A 20,394-nucleotide genomic window follows, 5' to 3' on the forward strand; every position below is an offset into this window, starting at 1 on the left:
GACACCTTATAGTTATGAATAACAAAGGAGAAACTTTTATTCCTTATATGCCATCAATGTCGTGTATTAGTTCTTCTACGGAAAATGGTAAATTAGTTCCTTTTTTTCATGCAACTCAAACTCAAAATATGTTTTTATTACCTAAAGATTTTCAAGATGATCATGTGGTGATTGATTCTAACCTTGAAGATATTCAGAAATATAAAGATAGAGATGATCTCTTATTGATAAGAGAAAGTAAAATTCCTTTTATTATTAGAATAGAAGATTTTTATAATGATCGAAGTAAGTGGAATAATATTTCTTATTCTTTATGGAATAATAATGATTTTTCCCCATCTCTTGGCTTATTAGAGAATGTCGACAATATAGTGGAATATAAGGACAAACTTAGAGGTGATTACGAAAGAATTGTAAAAGAATATATTGAAGATTTTAGTAACTCTACTAGTAGTATTCAACATAATCAAAAGCTAGAAAAAAATATCTATACTTCTGTAGAACAAGACGAGGAACGCATAGGAGTAATGATATTAAAGAATACTACTCCTGGTCAGGTTGAAGTTTTTAGCAGTGGTGAAGATATGATATTTCGCGATAAGAGATCCAATCATACAATCAACATAAAAGGTTGGAACAACGATGAATCTTATAGAATTTCTACATTGGAATTTGATTCAGGTTTAGAACCGATAATAATTCGTAGATTAGATAGGTTTAGTTCATCTGAAGTAAGAGAAATACAGAATTTAATTAATAAAGCTTCAGAAAATTACCAAAATAGAAGTAAATATACACTTGAAGTAGAAAATGATTTTAAATGTTTAATATCAATTGATGGTTTTGAAAGTGAAAGCAAGGAACCAACATATCAATGCTTAGGTTTTTCCTCGCTGCAGGATCAAATTAATTTTGCTAAAAGTGTTTGTAGTGCAGAGCAGATTGAAGAGTTTATGGGTAAAATACCAAGCAATATTCAAGTCCTATCATTATTAATTAAATTACACAATGATCTTCTATTGAGTGGTTATGATAAAAATACAATAGATAAGTGTAATTATTCAATGATAACTTCAAAATCCGAAATATCTAAGCTATTGTACTTAGTTGCTGAGATGAATGATTTGCCTGGAGTAGAATTTCTTCTTGATAATGGCGCTAACGTTGAGATTAAAGGTAACAATGATAGAGCACTTCTAAACATAGCTGCTTGCAATGGTAATTTAAATATGACTAAGCTTATTTATAATAGGATTGAGGCTAGAAGTAATGATCCATCTAAGATGATGAAACTAACTAGAAGTTTAAAAGAGGAAATTATTAGTCAAGCAAATATTCAAGCTGATGTAAAAGAATGGGCAGAGTCTCGCATTAGTGATTTAAGAAATTCAATAAAAGACATTGTAGTAGAAAGATTGAAAGATGGTATGCTGAATGATCGTTATACTGCGACTATTGAGCTTGCTAAAGAAACTTACATTTTTGAGAATAAGCTGTTCAGTGATGTAATAAAAGAAGTTATAAATGATGTATATGGGAAGGTTGATACAGAAAAAATATTAAGCTTTATACATTACCATGATCAGATTGAGCAGAAAGTTTATGGTTATGTAGCTGTGTTTGACAAAATGGAAAGCAAAAATAATCTTAATGATAATGCGGTGTTTAAGCTGGCTTACTATGTGAAGGAAATTATTGATTCAGAAAAGAGATCCGATCTTGAAAGTCTAAAAAATAGATTACCAGAGTCAGTAAAAAATACAGTATTTTCGTCAAAAGTGTGTATTAAAAATGTTGCTTATAACGAATATTTATATGCTGTTGCTGATCGTTTAAAATATGATAATGATAGACGGAGCGTATTTACTTGGGTTCCATCGAAAAAGAATAATCTTCCCGGTTCATGTGGTAATGATAAGCAAGGTATGTGGAAATTTGAGCCTTATGGTGATAACATTTGCATCATGAATGTTAATTATAACGAATATTTATATGCTGTTGCTGACCGTTTAAAATATGATAATGATAGACGGCATGTATTTACTTGGGTTCCATCAAAAAAGAATAATCCTTCTGGTTCATGTGGTAATGATAAGCAAGGTATGTGGAAATTTGAGCCTTATGGTGATAACATTTGCATCATGAATGTTAATTATAACGAATATTTATATGCTGTTGCTGACCGTTTAAAATATGATAATGATAGACGGCATGTATTTACTTGGGTTCCATCAAAAAAGAATAATCCTTCTGGTTCATGTGGTAATGATAAGCAAGGTATATGGAAGATTGAAGATTGTGGGTTTACTATGAAAAAAAGAGATGTTATTAATCAGAGTGCAGATATTAAGGCTAGAGATAATAATGGTGAAACCTCTTTACACACAGCTATTCAGTACAGTAATGCATTTAATGCAAATGCTGGGTTTCATTCAGATATAGTAAGAGTTCCAAGACAAGTAGGAAACGATATCGAAATGTCTGTTTACCATATAAATACAAAAGGTACAGAAGGTGAAGGTGGACGTGTTCAAGCAGGAAAGGGTCAACCAAAAAAAACTGAAAGAATACCAATAAGTCGTGTAAAGTTTATTAATTATCTTAGCACAGGAGAAGATGAAAGTAGACGCATTGAAATTGATTTAGCTGATCAAGTTGAAGTTACAGGTAAGTTTCAAGGTTTAGCTAATAAGATAGTTCCTAGTCAAGAGGCTATAAGTCATTTAAACAAGGTAAGGAGAGTTTCTGGCATTCTAATGCATGGTATGATGGCTAAAAGTGCTCTAGCTAGTTTTTTAAATGGTGATTATCAGGGTGTAGCTATTAACTTAGGCTTTATTGCCGGTAGTCAAGGATTCTCCAAGGTTGCTGAAGTTGCATCTATTAAAGGATTAAAGTTAGCTTCAGAAGGAAAGTTATTACTTAGTAGATCTTTAAAAGCAGCATCTCCTTTTCTTGCTCGTGGGACTTCTGCATTCGTTGTCTATGATTTAGTAAATCAGGTAAAAGCATTTAAAAATGGTACGGAAGAAGCTCTAGCTGGTGTAATAGGAGATAGTATCTATCTTGGTGTTGATGCTGCAGAAATTGGTATAGAGGTTGCTGAAGCTTTTGAGGTATTAGAAGGAGTATCAAGTGTTACTGGACCTATAGGAGCAACAATTGGAGCTGTAGTATTTGTTGGTACTGATATTTATATGGCAGTAAAAAGAGTTGATAAAATTGACCAGATTATTCATCTCAAAGGAAGTGAAAAATTTATTGAAGGGTTACGTGCATTTGTTGGTATGCAACCTGAACAATATATAGAAGAATTAATGGAAGAAAAGCAGCTTTATAACCAGTTGGTGAAACAAGGACTTGAGTATTTACAACAACATAACGATATTCAAAGATATGTCTTCCCTACTGGTAAGTCAGTTGTGGATTCTTGCCGTACTGTGCCATATAAAACAAGTGTGTGTGATAGTGGTGGACTGAATGGTGGATGCTTCAAGACACGTACAGTTACACGTTACACTGAAGAATGTACTACCAAGTTTGAAATTGACTTAGATAATACAGTTGTGTTGGATAAAAAAAGAGCTGATATAAAATGGAGCAGAGCAAAACCAGATGATCCAAAAGGAGGTCAGTTATTTTGTTTGCCACAGAGTAATTACAGTCTTGCTCCAAGTTATGGATCTTATTTGTGTAAGAGTGCAATTGGTATTGCAGACTTGTCTACTAACAAAACAGGAAATCATACTCTGATTAACTTAGGAGAAGGTGATGATTATGCAAAAGGATTTATAGATAGCTCAAATATCTTTGTAGTTAATGATGGATTTAAGAAATATTATGGTGGAAATAAAGATGATATGTTTATTCTACAGGGGAATTTTATTGAGGGAGATATCAATGGAGGTAATGGTGTTGACACAGTAGATTTAGAAGAGTTTGCTTCAGAAGTAAGATCGATACAAGTCAAATTAGGTAGAAGTGGATATGTCAGTTATAATAGCAGTTCTTTTGGGATCGAGAACATAAACAGAATCTCTACTAGAAAAGATAAGAGTGATACGATAACCTGTGATTATAATACAAAATATGTAGATGGTAGGGGTGGTGAGAGTAATGATAATCCTGATGTTATAACTATACCTAGAAATCCTCATTTCCACGAAATGCAGCTGATAATAAGGCCTAGTACTAATATTGTAAATCATGCTAGTGTAGGAAATTTTAACTATACTACTTTGTCTGATAAAGGGAAAGCTCTAGTCAATATCAGTCTACAAAGTTTGTTAAGTGGTACACCAACTGATAGACACAACTTTTTTTTTAATTATACTCTCTCTGATCTTATAAATATCGATATTCGAAATATTAGTCTGGTTTCCTATTATAATTATACGATAAGAGAAGCTGTATTTAGTTTCTCTTCACCTTTATCACAAAATAAATCTATTAATGAAAAGTTTAATGTGACTATTTCAGATATTCCAGCTAATGCTTCTTATGTATTGAGTGATAACACTGAGATAAAAATAGGAAAAAACAATTTATATGCAATACATAATACTAATAAAACTATTGATGAAATTGTAAAGAGTTATCCAGCTGTAGCAGATCATTTAAGAATGTCTCTTTTTGTAAACACGAATAATGAAACTGTTGTTATAGGTCATGGAAATCATGATGTAATTAGTAATAATTTTTTACAAAGAAGTCATTTAATTGGTAGTGGAGGTGAAAATATATATGTCATTACCTCAGGTGATGAAATACTTGATATTGAAAATCTTCCTATTCCTGAAGTAATAGTTTATGATGATTTTAATAAAAAAGAGAGTTTAAAGGATACATTAGATTTACGTCAATTGGTACAACAAGTAAATAGTGACTTGAGCATAGAACCAATATCAAATGTTATTAAAGATGAAAATGATATATTGATTAAGCTATCTATATCAGCTACTGGCTTACAGCAGGATGTAGCAACAGTTAGGTTAAAAGATGCATTTGCAAATAATTGGTATAAAGAGTTACAAATTATTCTCAATAATGTACCTGTGAAAATAGATGATGATTTAGATTTAAAGCCTTTACCTTTAACATTTAATGAAGAGATTGTTATAGTAACACCTAAAGATGTAGAAGAAAAAGATAAACTAATTATATCTAAAAAAGCAGGACAATACACTTTTCTTCATTCTGGGTATGATTTAATAATTACCAATGCTTTTAATGCTGACATAGAAACAAATAAATTATGTACTATATATCTTAAAGATTTTTATAAAGAATCTAAAATGGAAACATTATCTATAAAATTTACTGACAAAGAAATATTGTTAAGTAATGAAATGGATAAAATAAACAACGCGGATAGCATTTTAGATATAACTAATATTAAGTTATCAGATTTAAATAAAAAATTATTAACTGTAGCACAAGACTGTAAACCTAATGAAGTTGGAGATCTTGTCAATCAAGGTGCTGACGTTAATGCTCAGGATAATAGTAAATGGACACCTCTACACAGGGCTGCATTCAGAGGGTGCTTAGATGTAGTAGAATCTCTTATAGAGAAAGATGCTAAAATTGATGTTGAGAATAATATCAACCGTACTGCTCTGCATCTTGCTGCTAGAAAATGTCATTCAAATGTAGTACAATCTTTTGTAAAAAAGGGAGCTAATGTTAATGCTAGAGACAAGAATGGTAAAACTCCGTTAGATCTTGCCTCTTGGCAAAAACAATTAGATATTACTTCTAGTCAAGATTGTGATCAGACTATAGAACATTTAGGAAAATCTAATCAAGAAGGGGGAAATCATGTACAGCGCAGGCGCCGTCACCACCATGGAGATTATAATCGTCATCACAATCACTTATCACGTAATCCTCTTGCTATAGATTCAAGTAATCAACCTAAGATAGCGGTCAGTAGTGGCACAAGAGCATCTTCATGGATAAACAATTTGTTTGGTTGGATAAAAGCAAAAGGTAATTTGTTGACGTCAAACATAGTCAGTCCTGTAAGTAGATGGTTTATTGATGATCAAGATATCAATGTAACTCTAAAACAAGCACATAAAAGGCAGATGCCTATTAAATTCAATCCTAAGATAGCAGAGAGCAGTGCTTTTGAAAAAATTAAAAGTATGATATTTGGAAGAGATGAAGTATCTCAAAATATGGTAGGATTTTATGATGAAGTATTGGGGGAATTAAATAAAGAAAATTTAAAAAGAGTAGAAGATCTTTGTAAGGAAATAAAAGCCAGTTTTGAATCATATAAAGACAGTGATATATATACGTGCCGAACGAATGTTGCTAAGCTTATAAAGGATAAATGTGATGTAGATAATAATTATTTAAATAACTTATGTACTAACAAGTTATTAGAGTCCATGAAAAAGCAAATTAATAACGTGAAACGATATAATATGCAAAAGCAAAGTGAGTATATAAGAAGTTTATGCAACCAAGATGGTAACATCATATTATTAACTTATCTATTAGGATGGTATAATAAGATAAAATCAAAAGATAAAGAAGATATACATCATGAAATTCGCGAATTGGCTTATAAAGTGCTTAAAAAAACAGAAATATGTAAAATGATAAGTCAAGCAATGAGTCAAGGTAATATGTCAATGCATATCTCAATCTCAGAGGATGATATATATACTTCAGCTTTGGGGGAAGCGGTTGTCTACACATATTTAACAAAAAATCAAATATACGATATTTTACTGAGTTCATTAGAAAATTTAAGTGAAATAAAATTAAATGAAGGTAAAAGGCAAGAATCAAATATAATCAAAGAATTTGCGAATAAATATGGTAGTTCTGAAATAGTTTCAATTTCAGAAGATGATCCTTTATACCTGATAGTTCAAAAAATTATTGATTATTATGATTTAGGTAAAGAAAGTAGGTATAAGGAGTCATATACTACGCCAAAAGCACAAAATGCATCAAGGAATAGCCATTCAACTGATTATGCTAACTTATCTAGTGTTTTATATAATAGTAGTATTAGACCATCTGAATTGATCAATGATGATTTGAACTTAAGTGTAAATATACCTGCAACTGAATTAAATGATGTTTCTGTTATAAAAAATATAACTCAAGTTATGCATTTATAATCTATGTTGTTAATGATAAAATAGCTTATCAAAGTTATTAAATTAGGTTATGGGTTTAATTTAATAAAAAAAGATGTATGATTACTAAAGGTAGAGCCAACTGATTTATGAAAATTAATCTCAGACCTACTTAGGTAACATATACCTATAAAGCAACTATCATTCTTGTAATTTTTTGATCTCATCTAAAGATAAGCCAGTAAACTTGACAATAGTATTGACATCAACATTATTAGTCAGCATTGTTTTTGCTACTTCAATTTTCCCTTCAATTTTCCCTTCAATTTTCCCTTCAATTTTCCCTTCAATTTTCCCTTCAATTTTCCCTTCAATTTTCCCTTCAATTTTCCCTTGCTGAGTACCGATTTGGATGCCCTTTTCAGTAGCGTCATCAAGGCGTTGTGCCAAAATAGCAGCCTCCTTCTGAAAATCTAAAATTCTTTCTTCATATGCTACTAGATCTTTTTCTGTCCAACCTGACTTATCCAATTCATCATACGCTAGCTTTATTATTGGTTCCTGTTTTGCAATTTTCCTTAGATCTTCATCTGTTGTTTCTTCTGCATATTTGAAAAAGAAGCACCACCTTTCTACTGTGCTTGTTAGCTGCTCCACTTTATCCTTTGCAAATTTAGGTAACTCTATAAAAATAAATTGTAAATCCTTTAAATAATGGCCATTGGTTTTAATATCACGAATATTATGAGTAGAAATATAATCAACTTCTTCGGGAAATAATGTACAATTGGAAATAGCAATAAAGAAAACTTTCTTAAGATCGATGTATTTACCAGATTTATCTAATTGTCGTGAGTAAGCCTTAGCAGCATAGAGTTGAGCACGTTTTTCAAAGCCTTTATCTCTTGCAACCTGCATCTCCGCAATATACCTATTACCATGAGAATCCTTACAGAGAACGTCAACAATGCTTTGTTTATCAGAGGCAATCTCAGGATTCATAATAGTGCTAAGGAATTCAACTTCTTGTATTGCACTTTCTTCATGAAACTCTAAAATATCATTAAGAAAATGAATAAGAATATTTTTATTCTTCTCGGTACCGAAAATTCGTTTAAAGGTTAGGTCGCATTTTGGATCTAAAAACTTAGAAAGAGCCATACTCAGGATATAGATGAAATATTAATAATGATACACTATTTGAAGTAAAAATAAAATAGGATTTTTAGTCTTTATAGTAAATAGGTTTGTTCTTGTAAATAACCCTAGCTTTTCAGGCAAGATTATTGGTGGAAATAACTCCACTAATATACTTGATTTAAGCCAATTAAAAGATACAGTTATCGAAGTGAATATTAACTATCGTTTCAAACCTAGTGCCAATGGACAATTAAAGGTGAAAATAAATAATCGTTTGTTGATTGATGATTATGTTAGTAACAACCTCTTTAATTACCATTATATTGGAAGGCAGAGCAAAGTAGATGAGATCTTGTGCATGGGTTATTCTGAGCATTTTACAGGAATCGATGGTCGTGACGTTATCATAGATAGTGGTGGTGGCTCTAACAACAATAAGAAAGATATAGTTGAAAATTGCAAAAAAGTAATTATTTCTCCGTATACTACAGTCAAGGGTAGAAAAAGCCATTATACTTTTTACGTGAAAACTGCAGACTACAAAGGTAGGGGGTTATATTCAGAAATTGATGTAGATGGGACAGGAACTGTAGTTTTTCCGGAAATCGATTTATTAAGTGATTGTGATCAAATAACTTACTCTGTGAACAGTAACACTTTATCTTTGAAGGTAAATTTTGGTCAAAATAATCAATTTACTCTTGATATAAAAAATTATGTTGAGAAGAGCAGTAATAAGCCTCACTTTGCACTAATAGACAAAAATGGTAGTAATATTGTTCCTAAGATTGAGAAATCAGACTCACCAATTATAGAAATTAAATCATTTGAATTACATTCAGAATATTCTCTAGACAATTTTAATGATAATGATGTTGAAAATCATTATAAGAAAATTCTAAACAATAATAAGGACTACACAGTCTTTGGTATTATTAGAGATGAAGTGCAAGACCAACGTAATAGTACAGTTTTACACGTGATTTTTGGTTCTTCAGGAGATGATATAATAAACTTCGATCAGGGCACCATGTTTGCTAGAGGTGGAAAAGGGAATGATGTATATGTTATTGGTGATGGTATAGGTAATAGAGAAGTTAGGATTGATAATAATTCAGATGATGGAAAATTAGATATGCTACTTATTCCGGTAGTCGAAAAAGATTTTTCAATCCAGCAATGTGACTTACATTTAAATTATAATAACACTAGTATTCAAGTAAAAAACTACCTTCAAGATCATAATTATAGGCATCTTATAGTTATGAATGACAAAGGAGAAGCCTTTATCCCTAATATACAGTCGATGTCATGTTCTCCATCTTCTTCAGAGAAGGGTAAATTAGTTCCTTTTTTACAAGCTACACAAACTCAGAATATGTTTTTGTTATCTAAAGATTTTCAAGATGATCATATAGTAATTGATTCCCACCTTGAAGATATTGAGAAATATAAAGATAAAGATGATCTTTTATTAATAAGGGAAAGAAGAGAAAGTGAAATACCTTTTATTATTAGAATGGAAGGGTTTTATACTGATCGAAGTAAATGGGAAAATATTTCTTATTCTCTATGGAATAACAACGATCTCTTTCCATCTTCCGGCTTATTAGAGAATGTTGATGATGTAATGGACTACAAGGATAAACTTAGAACTGATTATGAAAGGATTGTAAAAGAATACGTTGTAGATTTTAGTAACTCTACTGGTACTATTAAGCATAATCAAAAATTAGAAAGAGATATCTCTACTTTTGTAGGACAAGATGAGGAACGTATAGGGGTAATAATATTAAAGAATATTACTCCGGATCGGGTTGAAATTTCTAGTAATGGTGTAGATCTGATATTTTGCGATAAGAGGTCCAATCATACAGTCAACATAAAAAGCTGGAATAATGTTAAATCTTATAGAATTTCTACATTGGAATTTGATTTAGACTTAGAATCAATAATAATTAGTAAATTAGATAGGTTTAATTTATCTGAGGTAAGAAAAATACAAGACCTAATTGAAAAAGCTTCAGAGAATTACAAAAATAAAGATAAATATACTCCTAAAATAGAAAATGACTTTAAATGTTTAGTATCAATTGATAGTTTTGAAAGTGAAAATAAGAATTCAACGTATCAATGTTTAGGTTTTTCTTCACTGCAAGATCAAATTAGCTTTACTGAAAATTTCTGTAGTTTAGAGCAACTTACCGAGTTTAGAGATAAATCGAATAGCACTCAAATTTCAGCGCTATCAAGAAAGTTACAAAATAATCTTTCATTAAATGGTTATGATCAAAATGTAGTGGATCAGTGCTCTAAATTAATATTGGCTGAGGAAAATAATCAGCAAGTAGTAGGTAAAATATCCTCCATGGTTAAAAATATTGAAGAATCTACTTCCTTACATCATATAGCTGCTACTTCAGGCAGGTCCTTAAGCGAACCAAAAAATGGGTTAAATCTAGGTAGTTGTTTAGGTCATAGAGGGAAAAGAGATACTAACCGCTGTTTAGCTTTATGGAAAGATATAGACAAATTTAATGAAGAAGAGAGTGAGAAAAGAAGCGTTAATAAAATTAAAATCAATAGCGAAATATTTGTTTATTATATAAAGGATGTGGAAGATGAAAGTAGACGTGTTCAGTTAATTGATTTAGCAAGTCAAGTTGAAGTTACAGGCAAATTCCAAGATTTAGTCAATAAGATAGTTCGTAGTCGAGAGGCTATAAGCCACTTAAACAAGGTAGGGAAAGTTTCCGGTGCTCTAATGTATGGCATGATGGCTAAAAATGCTTTAGCTGATTTTTTAAATGATGATTATAAAGGAGTAGCAATTAATTTAGGATTTATTGCTGGAGGTCGAGGACTTACTAAAATTGCAAAAGCTGTTAGTACTAAAGGAGTTGGTCTCATTACAGATGGTAAGGTACTTCTTGGTAGATCTTTAAAGGCAGCCTCACCTTTTCTTGCTCGTAGTACTTCAGCTTTTGTTGTTTATGATTTAGCAAATCAAATTAAAGAGCTAGAAAGCGGTGATAAAGATGCTCTAATACCGGTTATAGGAGATAGTGTTTATTTGGGAATTGATGCTGCGGAGATTGGTATAGAAGTTGCTGAGGCTTTTGAAGTCTTAGAAGGAGTATCAAGTGTTACTGGCCCTATTGGTACTACTATTGGAGCTGTAGTATTTATTGGTACTGATGTTTATATGGCAGTAAAAAGGGTTGATAAAATTGATAAGGTAGTTCACTTAACTGGAGGAGAAAAATTTATTGAAGGATTACGTGCATTTATAGGTATGAAACCTGAACAGTATGTAGAAGAATTGATGGGAAAAAAACAAGCTAATAACCAATTAGTGAAACAAGGACTTGAGTATTTAAAGCAACATAATGATATCCAAAGATATGTTTTTCCCACTGGGAGGTCAGTGATAGATTCTTGTGACACTTTTACTATCGAAAGTGAAACCTGTCTGCGTGGTTATTTGTCTCCAATAGAATCTGAAATAAAAAGTAATATAAAACGGAGCTGTGTTGGTACCGGTACAGGTATGTATACTACATCAAAATATGAAAAATGTAAGGTTAAAATTCAAGTGGATTTAAATAGTACGGCATCTTTTGATAAAAAAGTAGATAATGTAATTTATGATAGAACAAAGCCGGATAATCCAAATGAAGGAAAATTGTTTTGTCTTCCAACTGATCCAATACGTCCTGAAAGTCAAGGTGAAAATACTTATCTTTGTCATAATGCAATAGGCTTACAATACCCAGCAAATAGGACAGGAAATTATACTTTAATTGCGTTGGAAAAAGGCAGAGATGTAGTAATTGGGTTTAAAGATAGTCCTAATATTTTCTTAATAGATGATGGAAATAAAGAATTTACTGGAGGTGATAAAGATGACTTATTCATTCTAGTAGGCAATGAGGTTACAGGAAGGTTAAATGGAGGTGGTGGAAATAATACACTAAGCTTAGCAGAGTTTTCTTTGAACGAGAATCTAAACATTAAACCTGACTCACACAAAAATGATAGTTCAATATCTTCATCTTCTAATAACATTAGAATAAAAAATATGAATATAATTTATGGTAGGAAAGGAAAACAGGATATAGTAGATTGTGGATGCGATGTAAGATATGTAGATGGTCAAGGTGGCATAAGTAATAATAGTCCTGATAATATAACCATACCATATTGTTATAGACCTAGTGAAAAGAAAATAATAGTAAGACCTAGTACTGAAATAAATAACTTAGACCAATCAAGTAACGGAAATTTTGATTACATTATTCTTCCTGATAAGGGAAAAGCTAACATTAATATTGAACCTGATTATACTTTTACAAGACAAAGAAAGCATAATTTTTTATTTAACTATACCCTTTTTGACTTAGCAAGTGTTGATATTACAAATATTAAAGATATCAATCATTGGCATGCTGGTTATGGAAATATGACTCATACAATAAGAAATGTTACTTTTAGTTTCCTTTCACCTTTATTAAAAGGTAAGTCTATTAATGAAAAATTTGATATAACCATTTCAGATATTCCAGCTAATGCTTCTTATATACTGAGTGATAATACTGAGATAAATGTAGGAAAAAATAATTCATATGCAATGCATAGTACTAATAAAGCTATTGATGAGATTGTGAAAAGCTATCCAACTGTAGCAGATCATTTAAAAATGTCTCTTTTTATAAGTGCAAATAATGAAACTGTTGTTATAGGACATGGAAATCATGATGTAATTAATAATAATTTCTTACAGAAAAGTCATTTAATTGGTAGCGGTGGTGAAAATATACATATTATTACTTCAGGTCATGAAACACTTGATATTGAAAATCTTCCTATCCCAGAAGTAATAATTTATGATGATTTCAATAAAAAAGAAAGCTTGAAAGATACATTAGATTTACGTCAGTTGGTACAACAAGTAAATAGTGACTTGAGTATAGAACCAATATCAAAGATTACCAAAGATAAAAATGATTTATTGATTAAGCTATCTATATCGGCTACTGGTTTACAGCAAGATGTAGTAACAGTTAGACTAAAAGATGCACTTGTAAACAGTTGGTATAAAGGGTTACAAATTATTCTCAATAATGCACCTATGAAAATAGATGATAATTTAGATTTAAGTCCTTTACCTTTAACATTTGACGAAGAAATTATTGTAGTAACATCTGAGGATGTAGAAGAAAAAGATGAGTTAATTATATCTAAAGAAGCAGGACAACTCACTTTTCTTCATTCTGAATATGACTTGATGATTACCAACGCTTTTAATGCTGATGTGGAGACAAATAAATTGTGTACTATATGTCTTAAAGATTTTTATAGGGAACCTAAAATGGAAACATTATCTATAAAATTTACTGACAAAGAAATATTGTTGAGTGATGAAATGGATAAAATAAACAATGCGGATAGTATTAGTGATAAATTAAATATAAATGACTACATTAGTTCTATCGTTAAGTTACAAGAAAGTTCTGAACCTTCAGAAGCTGCAAGTAGTAATCATCCTATTAGACACAGAAGACATACGGATCACAGTAGACGCGAAGATGGTGTGTATCATAAAGTGCAAGAACACAACAATAATTACCAAAATAACCGTTACTACATAGATCAACTAGAAATAGCAACAAGCAGTGGCGCAAGACCATCTTCGTGGATAAATAGTTGTATTGCATGGATGAAGGATTCAATAGGAGGGTTTTTTACTAGTAATTCCTATATTAATGGTAAAAACAGAGTAAATGAAATAGGTTATAGTACTAATTATGAAAAGCAGCAAACATTTAACCATAAACCTCAAATGACTGTATTAGGAATGGGAGATAAATACTTAGCACAAGCTGATATAAATGGCACAGTATTATTAGCAGATGTATTACTAGCTAAGAGAGGTAAAAGAAAAATATATACTTCTTCAATGGATCAAGGTTTATCTCAATCGCAAACATTGAGTAGTACATTGAATATTGGGCGAGTATTTAAAGAGGCAATAAAAAAAGCTGCATTAAAAAGTGGTATATCGGAACGTCGATTAAATATTGATTTTGTAGAAATAGAGAAGATGGAAAAAGAGATTAACAATAAAATTGCAAGAGGTAGATTTGATGAAATTTCTCAAATCTTAAAGTCATACGCAGAGAAAGCTTGTCCTAGTAGAGAAGCTGGAAATCCTGGTAGATTAAGTCCAAAGAAATTTAATAAATTTATGTTTGAATTTAATAATCTATCTTTAGATCAATCAATACAGCAAATTCTGTATAATAGTAAAAATAATGTACTAGAAGGTAAAGGTAATAGTGTACAAAAACAGCGAAGAAATTCTAATTTAGAAAACAAGAAACCTGAAAGCTATCTAGACAATATTGCTACTCAAGGTTGTTTAACTCAAGCTAGGGGTTTAATGTAATAAAAAAAGAAAGTGTATGGTTACTAAAGGTAGAGCCAACTGATTTATGAAAATTAATCTCAGACCTGCTTAAGTAACATACACCTATAAAGCAACTATCATTCTTGTAATTTTTTAATCTCATCTAAAGATAAGCCAGTAAACTTGACAATAGTACCCATATCAACATTATTAGCTAGCATTGTTTTTGCCACTTCAATTTTGCCTTCAATTTTCCCTTGCTGAGAACCGACTTGGATGCCTCTTTCTTCGCCAATTTTGATGCCCTTTTCTTGGCCGATTTGGATGCCTTTTTCAGTAGCGTCGTCAAGGCGTTGTGCCAAAATAGCAGCTTCCTTCTGAAAATCTAAAACCCTTTCTTCATATGCTACTAGATCTTTTTCTGTCCAACCTGACTTATCAAGCTCATCATACGCTAGCTTTATTATTGGTTCCTGTTTTGCAATTTTCCTTAGATCTTCATCAGTTGTTTCTTCTGCATACTTAAAAAAGAAACACCACCTTTCTACTGTGCTTGTTAGCTGCTCCACTTTATCCTTTACAAATTTAGGTAGTTCTATAAAGATAAATTGTAGATCTTTTAAGTAATGGCCATTGGTTTTAATATCACGAATGTTGTGAGTAGAAATATAATCAACTTCTTCGGGGAATAACGTACAATTGGAAATAGCAATAAAGAAGACTTTCTTAAGATCGATGTATTTACCAGATTTATCTAATTGTCGTGAGTAAGCCTTAGCAGCATAGAGTTGAGCACGTTTTTCAAAACCTTTATCACGAGCAAGCTGCATCTCAATAACAAATCTATTACCAACAGAGTCTCGACAAAGAACATCAACAATACTTTGTTTGTCAGAAGCAATCTCAGGATTCATAATAGTGCTAAGGAATTCAACTTCTTGTATTGTACTTTCTCCATGAAACTCTAAAATATCATTAAGAAAATGAATAAGAATATTTTTATTCTTCTCAGTACCAAAAATTCGCTTAAAGGTTAGGTCGCATTTTGGATCTAAAAACTTGGAAAGAGCCATACTCAGGATATAGATGAAATATTAATAATGATACACTATTTGAAGTAAAAATAAAATAGGACTTTTAGTCTTTTATGGTATCATATTATAATTAAAAAATAAACATAATATGAAGTATCTTGTACTTATTCTATCTGTCCTGGTCTCATTGCATAGTTATGCCTCTACTTGTCCTAGTGTAGAAGTTTGCTTTGTTCCTGGTGAAAATTGTACCCAAGAAATTGTTAGCATGTTAGATAAAGCTGAGAAGTCTATACTACTACAAGCGTATGAATTCACCTCAAAACCTATTGTGAATGGGGTTATAGCAGCTAAAAAGCGTGGCATTGACGTGCAAGTTATTCTCGATAAAAGTCAGGTAAAACATAAATACAGTATTTCCATTGTCAAAGAGTTATTAAGTAACGAGATACCGGTGTGGATTGATAATAAACCTGCTATTGCGCATAACAAGGTGATGATAGTAGATGGCAAAAGAGTAATAACCGGTTCATTTAATTTTACAGCTGCAGCACAGGATAGGAATGCTGAAAACTTGCTTACAATTGATGATGATGAAGTAGCTAAAAAATATACAGAAAACTGGTATAAAAGGAAAGAACAATCTAAGCCTGCGTCAATAGATGTTAAAGTGTCATGGCGATAATTCTATTAGATGCAAAAACAATTAATCGGATAGCAGCTGGTGAGGTTGTAGAACGTCCAGCTAGTGTGGTAAAAGAATTAGTAGAGAATGCCATAGATGCCGGTAGCACTGAAATTGAGGTAAAAATAGAAAGTGGTGGGCGTAATCTTATTACTGTTTTAGATGATGGTACTGGCATAGAGAAAGAAGATATTGAGCTAGCATTTAAGCGTCATGCAACTTCTAAACTTAAAAATGATGATGATTTGATAGAGATTAAACACCTAGGGTTTCGGGGAGAGGCACTGCCTTCAATTGCTGCAGTAAGTAGAATAAAACTCTCATCGCGAGCAAAAGGAATGGATTCTGCTTGGAGTATAGCTTATGAAGGTGGGGAAAAGGTGATGGATCTTACCCCTGCTCCTGCTTTAGGTGGTACAGAGATTGAGGTGAGAGACTTGTTTTTCGCCACTCCAAATAGGCTTAAATTTTTAAAAACTGAGAGGGCTGAAACCCAAGCGATTGTTGACATTATAAACAACTTGGCCATGATAAACCCCAGCATCGGTTTTACTCTTAGCGTAAGTAACAAAAGACTTTTAAAGTATAATAAGCAAGAATCACTACTGCTTAGATTATGTGAGATTGAGAGGGAATTTACTGAGAATTCTCTTAAGGTGAGGGAAGAAGAGGATGGTACTTGCATTACAGGCTACATCTGCAAGCCAACGGTAAATCGTGGTAACTCCTCTACAATTTATACTTTCGTTAACAATAGACCAATTAAAGACAATATGCTCATAGGGGCAATAAGATATGCATATAATGACTTTATTCCCAGCGGCAGATATCCTAATTGTCGTACTACATTTAGAAGTACCTTACGATCAGGTAGATATGAACGTTCATCCCAATAAGCTAGAGGTAAGATTTAGAGATAAAAAGCTTATATATGAGGTAATTACCAGAGGATTAATTAAAGCCTTATCAACAAGATTAAGTGATAAGAAAAGCGATAAGAAAGATGTTATTCTTAGCCCATTTGAGAAATTTATTGCCGATGATAAGATTAGTGAACACAGTAAAGTAAGTAGAGATAATCAAAGGAATCAAGAATTCTATCCAAAAAGACCATCTCCTTTAGAAATGAATAAATTCCCTGATTTAAAAACAAAAAGGGATAGTTTTTTAGTAAATAAACCGCTCTCTTTCAATCTGCAAAAAGAGTTAAAGCCTTCTCAGCAAACATTAACTAAAGAGCAAATAAATATAGTAGAAGAACATCCTTTGGGGCTTGCACGTTGCCAGATTTACAATATTTATATTATCTCACAAAGGATAAGCTAATTGTTGTCGATCAACATGCAGCTCATGAGAGACTTGTTTATGAGTATTTAAAAGGGGTAATAAAAAAATCAGGAGTCAAAAGACAAAAATTACTTATTCCTGAAACTGTGGTGATAAGTAGCCATGCTGGAGAACTTATAGCAAAGTATAAAGATAAACTTGGTGAAATGGGTTTTAATCTTGAGATTGCCTCAGATACACTAGTGACAGTCAAAGAAACTCCAGCAATTTTTGGTGCAATTAATGTTAAAGAGATGATATTGGATTTAGCCGATAACCTAATAGCTATGGAAGATACTTTACCGATAGAAGACAAAATGAGAAAAATTTGTGCAACCATCTCCTGTCATGGATCAATCAGAGCTGGAAGAGCTATGAAACTTGAAGAGATGAATGCTATGCTCCGGCAAATGGAAGATACCTCATTTTCTGGCCAATGTAACCATGGTAGACCTACCTATATAGAGATGAAACTCTCTGACATTGAAAAGCTTTTTGAGCGGAGATAACTTTTACTCAGATATGTAATCTGTTCCTATAATAAAACTCAAAAGTAATTGTTCAATCTCTTTATTTTTATTGGCCTGAGCTATATCCAAAGCTGTCATAGTAATATTATTATAATTAACCTCTAAATAAATATTTGCTTGCTTTTTTAGTAATATCTCAACAATTCTTTTATTATCTTTAATGACGGCAAGATGCAGAGGTGTACAATCGTATTCTCCTTGAACATTAACATTAGCATTATTTTGTAATAGAACCTCTACAACGTTCTCACAATTATTTAAGACTGCAATGTGCAGAGGTGTATTTAAATCTTTATCTATCGCATCAGTATACCCTCCATTTTTAATAAGCATCTTCAAAATTTCATTAAGGCACTCTTTTGCCGCTAAATGTATAAGAGTATTTCCCCAGCAGTCCTCATAATTTACATCTGCACCATTTTTTATTAGGGCTTCTACAATTTCTTCATAGCTAGGTTTAATAGAATAGTGTAGCGGAGTTATATTATAAATATTTTTAACATTAGCTTTAGCACCATTAAGCAAAAGAATATTTAAGATTTCTTCATGGCCATTTTTACTCGCAAAATGTAAAGCAGTGTTGCCGTTTCTATCTCTAACATTAACCTTAATGCCTTTTTTTACTAAAAATTCTAACACACTTTTCCAGTTATGTTTAGCAGCCAGATGAAACAGTTTTAAACCAAGTATACTGTTAACCATAGGGTATAATAATAGATTAATATATTTACCTTTATTAACCTTTCTCGCGATAGCATTTAAATCCTTATCAATCCCCATACTGACCTCTATAGAGCGTTATATACTAAAACATGTACTCTTCAGGGTTAGGATAGTATTAATATAATTGCTCTTAGCAAGAGAAATATTTAAGAGAAATACTCTTTATACGAGAAAGTATTCAGTAAATATTTAAAAAACTTCTAGTGCTGGATTTAGTAAAAATCTATAACATTTATGCTACTACCTGACAAAATTCTTCTATTAATCTTTGATTATCACTAATCATCATCTGGGCTTCTTGCTTTAAGTCCTTAATATTTTTGGCAGTAGTATTGTCTATCTCAACTGATGCAATTTTTAATTGAGACTGTATTCTTATATACTTATCTCCCATTACTTCACCCAGTTGATAATCAACAGCATCAAGGCTACTGCCAAACATAACATCCAGTAAAGGCTTAACCCAAGTGATCTTGCCCAGTCTTTTTGAACTACTATATTTTATAGTTCTTTCTGATGTACCTGTACCAATGGATAGAATAGTTATATCATCGTTTGGGAATAACCTCTTACCACTAGCATAACCACAGGCAGCAGGATTGTTAGCAAAAATTCCCCCATCAACCAGCACTCTGTTTATTTGATTAATTTTAAGATATTTAGGAGTAAAGTAAGTGGGTGCTGCGGTTGTGGCTCTTAAAGCATCTTTTAACTTGATAAGATTTCTATCCTCTCGCCAGTTTTTAAAGAAGAAAGGACAGTGATTGTCTATATCGTAGCTAGTTAACAGGAGATTACTTAAAGTATTGCTCAAAGTATCCTCACCAAAATACCGAGTTAGAACATATTCAAGATTTTTATGTGAGTACTCTGCACCATTAAACCAAGCAATTGCTTTTCTTAAAAAAAAGGATCTAAAGATATAAGACCCATACTTTTGATAAAGGTCGACTAAATCTTGAGCAGAATATTTAGGTTTTCCTTGCTCATCTTTCTTGCATAAGCCAGCAACAACAATGCCACCGGTTGAAGTACCAGCAATTAAATCAAATATTTGAGCTATTGGCTTTCTTGTTCTCTTTTCTATTTCTGCTAAAATAATGGCAGGGATAATACCTCTAATTCCACCACCGTCAACTGAGAGAATATACTTGGTCATTAATTCTTTAAACTCAGTTATAAGTGATTATTAGGTCTGCAGCTTTTCATGGAATCCTTCAGCTCATCTACTTCTTCAGTGAGATTTATTACTCTTTCTTCAAGACGATAAACGGTTTCTCTGAGCTGATTATTGTGTTCTATAAGTTGATCGTGAGAATGAACTTTCATATCAAGCCTGGCAAACCACCATATTGTTGCTACCGTTTGTATTATTAGAGTTACTATAACTCCCATAGGGAGCTTCCCTGTAATTTGGTTTTTCATACTTCCTCTTGTTGTTAAAGTG

Annotated in this window: 8 protein-coding genes and 1 pseudogene; 4 read left to right on the forward strand and 5 right to left on the reverse strand. The window is 31.8% G+C overall.

Annotated features, from left to right (window positions below; all coding sequences use genetic code 11):
* Positions 1-14 precede the first annotated feature (14 nt).
* On the forward strand, positions 15-7,142 hold the full coding sequence (locus AACL09_RS00455) for an ankyrin repeat domain-containing protein (protein WP_339047981.1): 7,128 nt from the start codon (positions 15-17) through the stop codon (positions 7,140-7,142).
* A gap of 159 nt (positions 7,143-7,301) precedes the next feature.
* On the opposite strand, the gene AACL09_RS00460 is transcribed toward AACL09_RS00455, so the two are convergent.
* Positions 7,302-8,261 carry an Rpn family recombination-promoting nuclease/putative transposase gene (locus AACL09_RS00460; protein ID WP_339047983.1) on the reverse strand — a complete coding sequence of 320 codons (960 nt, stop codon included), beginning with the start codon at positions 8,259-8,261 and terminating at the stop codon, positions 7,302-7,304.
* A 235-nt stretch (positions 8,262-8,496) separates the two neighbouring features.
* Here AACL09_RS00460 and AACL09_RS00465 point away from each other — a divergent pair, with 235 nt between their 5' ends.
* On the forward strand, positions 8,497-14,688 hold the full coding sequence (locus AACL09_RS00465; protein ID WP_339047985.1) for a latrotoxin-related protein: 6,192 nt from the start codon (positions 8,497-8,499) through the stop codon (positions 14,686-14,688).
* A 98-nt stretch (positions 14,689-14,786) separates the two neighbouring features.
* Here the strand turns inward: AACL09_RS00465 and AACL09_RS00470 are convergent, their stop codons facing one another.
* The gene (locus tag AACL09_RS00470) at positions 14,787-15,722 is read right to left on the reverse strand and encodes an Rpn family recombination-promoting nuclease/putative transposase (protein ID WP_339047987.1); all 936 of its coding nucleotides are present in this window, start codon (positions 15,720-15,722) and stop codon (positions 14,787-14,789) included.
* Positions 15,723-15,831: 109 nt separating this feature from the next.
* Between AACL09_RS00470 and AACL09_RS00475 the strand changes: the two genes are divergently transcribed.
* A complete protein-coding gene (locus AACL09_RS00475) occupies positions 15,832-16,368 on the forward strand; it encodes a phospholipase D family protein (protein ID WP_339047989.1) in 537 nt (178 codons plus the stop codon).
* Positions 16,359-18,203 (forward strand): annotated as a pseudogene (gene mutL / locus AACL09_RS00480) (DNA mismatch repair endonuclease MutL). Before AACL09_RS00475 ends, mutL begins: the two are co-directional and overlap by 10 nt.
* Positions 18,204-18,206: 3 nt before the next feature.
* Here the strand turns inward: mutL and AACL09_RS00485 are convergent.
* The 3 genes from AACL09_RS00485 to AACL09_RS00495 form a co-directional block, all read right to left on the reverse strand.
* Positions 18,207-19,004 (reverse strand): ankyrin repeat domain-containing protein, encoded by a 798-nt coding sequence (locus tag AACL09_RS00485; protein ID WP_339047991.1) that lies wholly within the window; start codon positions 19,002-19,004, stop codon positions 18,207-18,209.
* 175 nt (positions 19,005-19,179) lie between these two features.
* On the reverse strand, positions 19,180-20,106 hold the full coding sequence (locus tag AACL09_RS00490) for a patatin-like phospholipase family protein (protein WP_339047993.1): 927 nt from the start codon (positions 20,104-20,106) through the stop codon (positions 19,180-19,182).
* A gap of 17 nt (positions 20,107-20,123) precedes the next feature.
* The gene (locus AACL09_RS00495) at positions 20,124-20,372 is read right to left on the reverse strand and encodes a hypothetical protein (RefSeq protein WP_339047995.1); all 249 of its coding nucleotides are present in this window, start codon (positions 20,370-20,372) and stop codon (positions 20,124-20,126) included.
* Positions 20,373-20,394: the final 22 nt, after the last annotated feature.

Source organism: Candidatus Mesenet endosymbiont of Phosphuga atrata (assembly GCF_964020175.1).
Taxonomy (GTDB): Bacteria; Pseudomonadota; Alphaproteobacteria; order Rickettsiales; family Anaplasmataceae; genus Mesenet.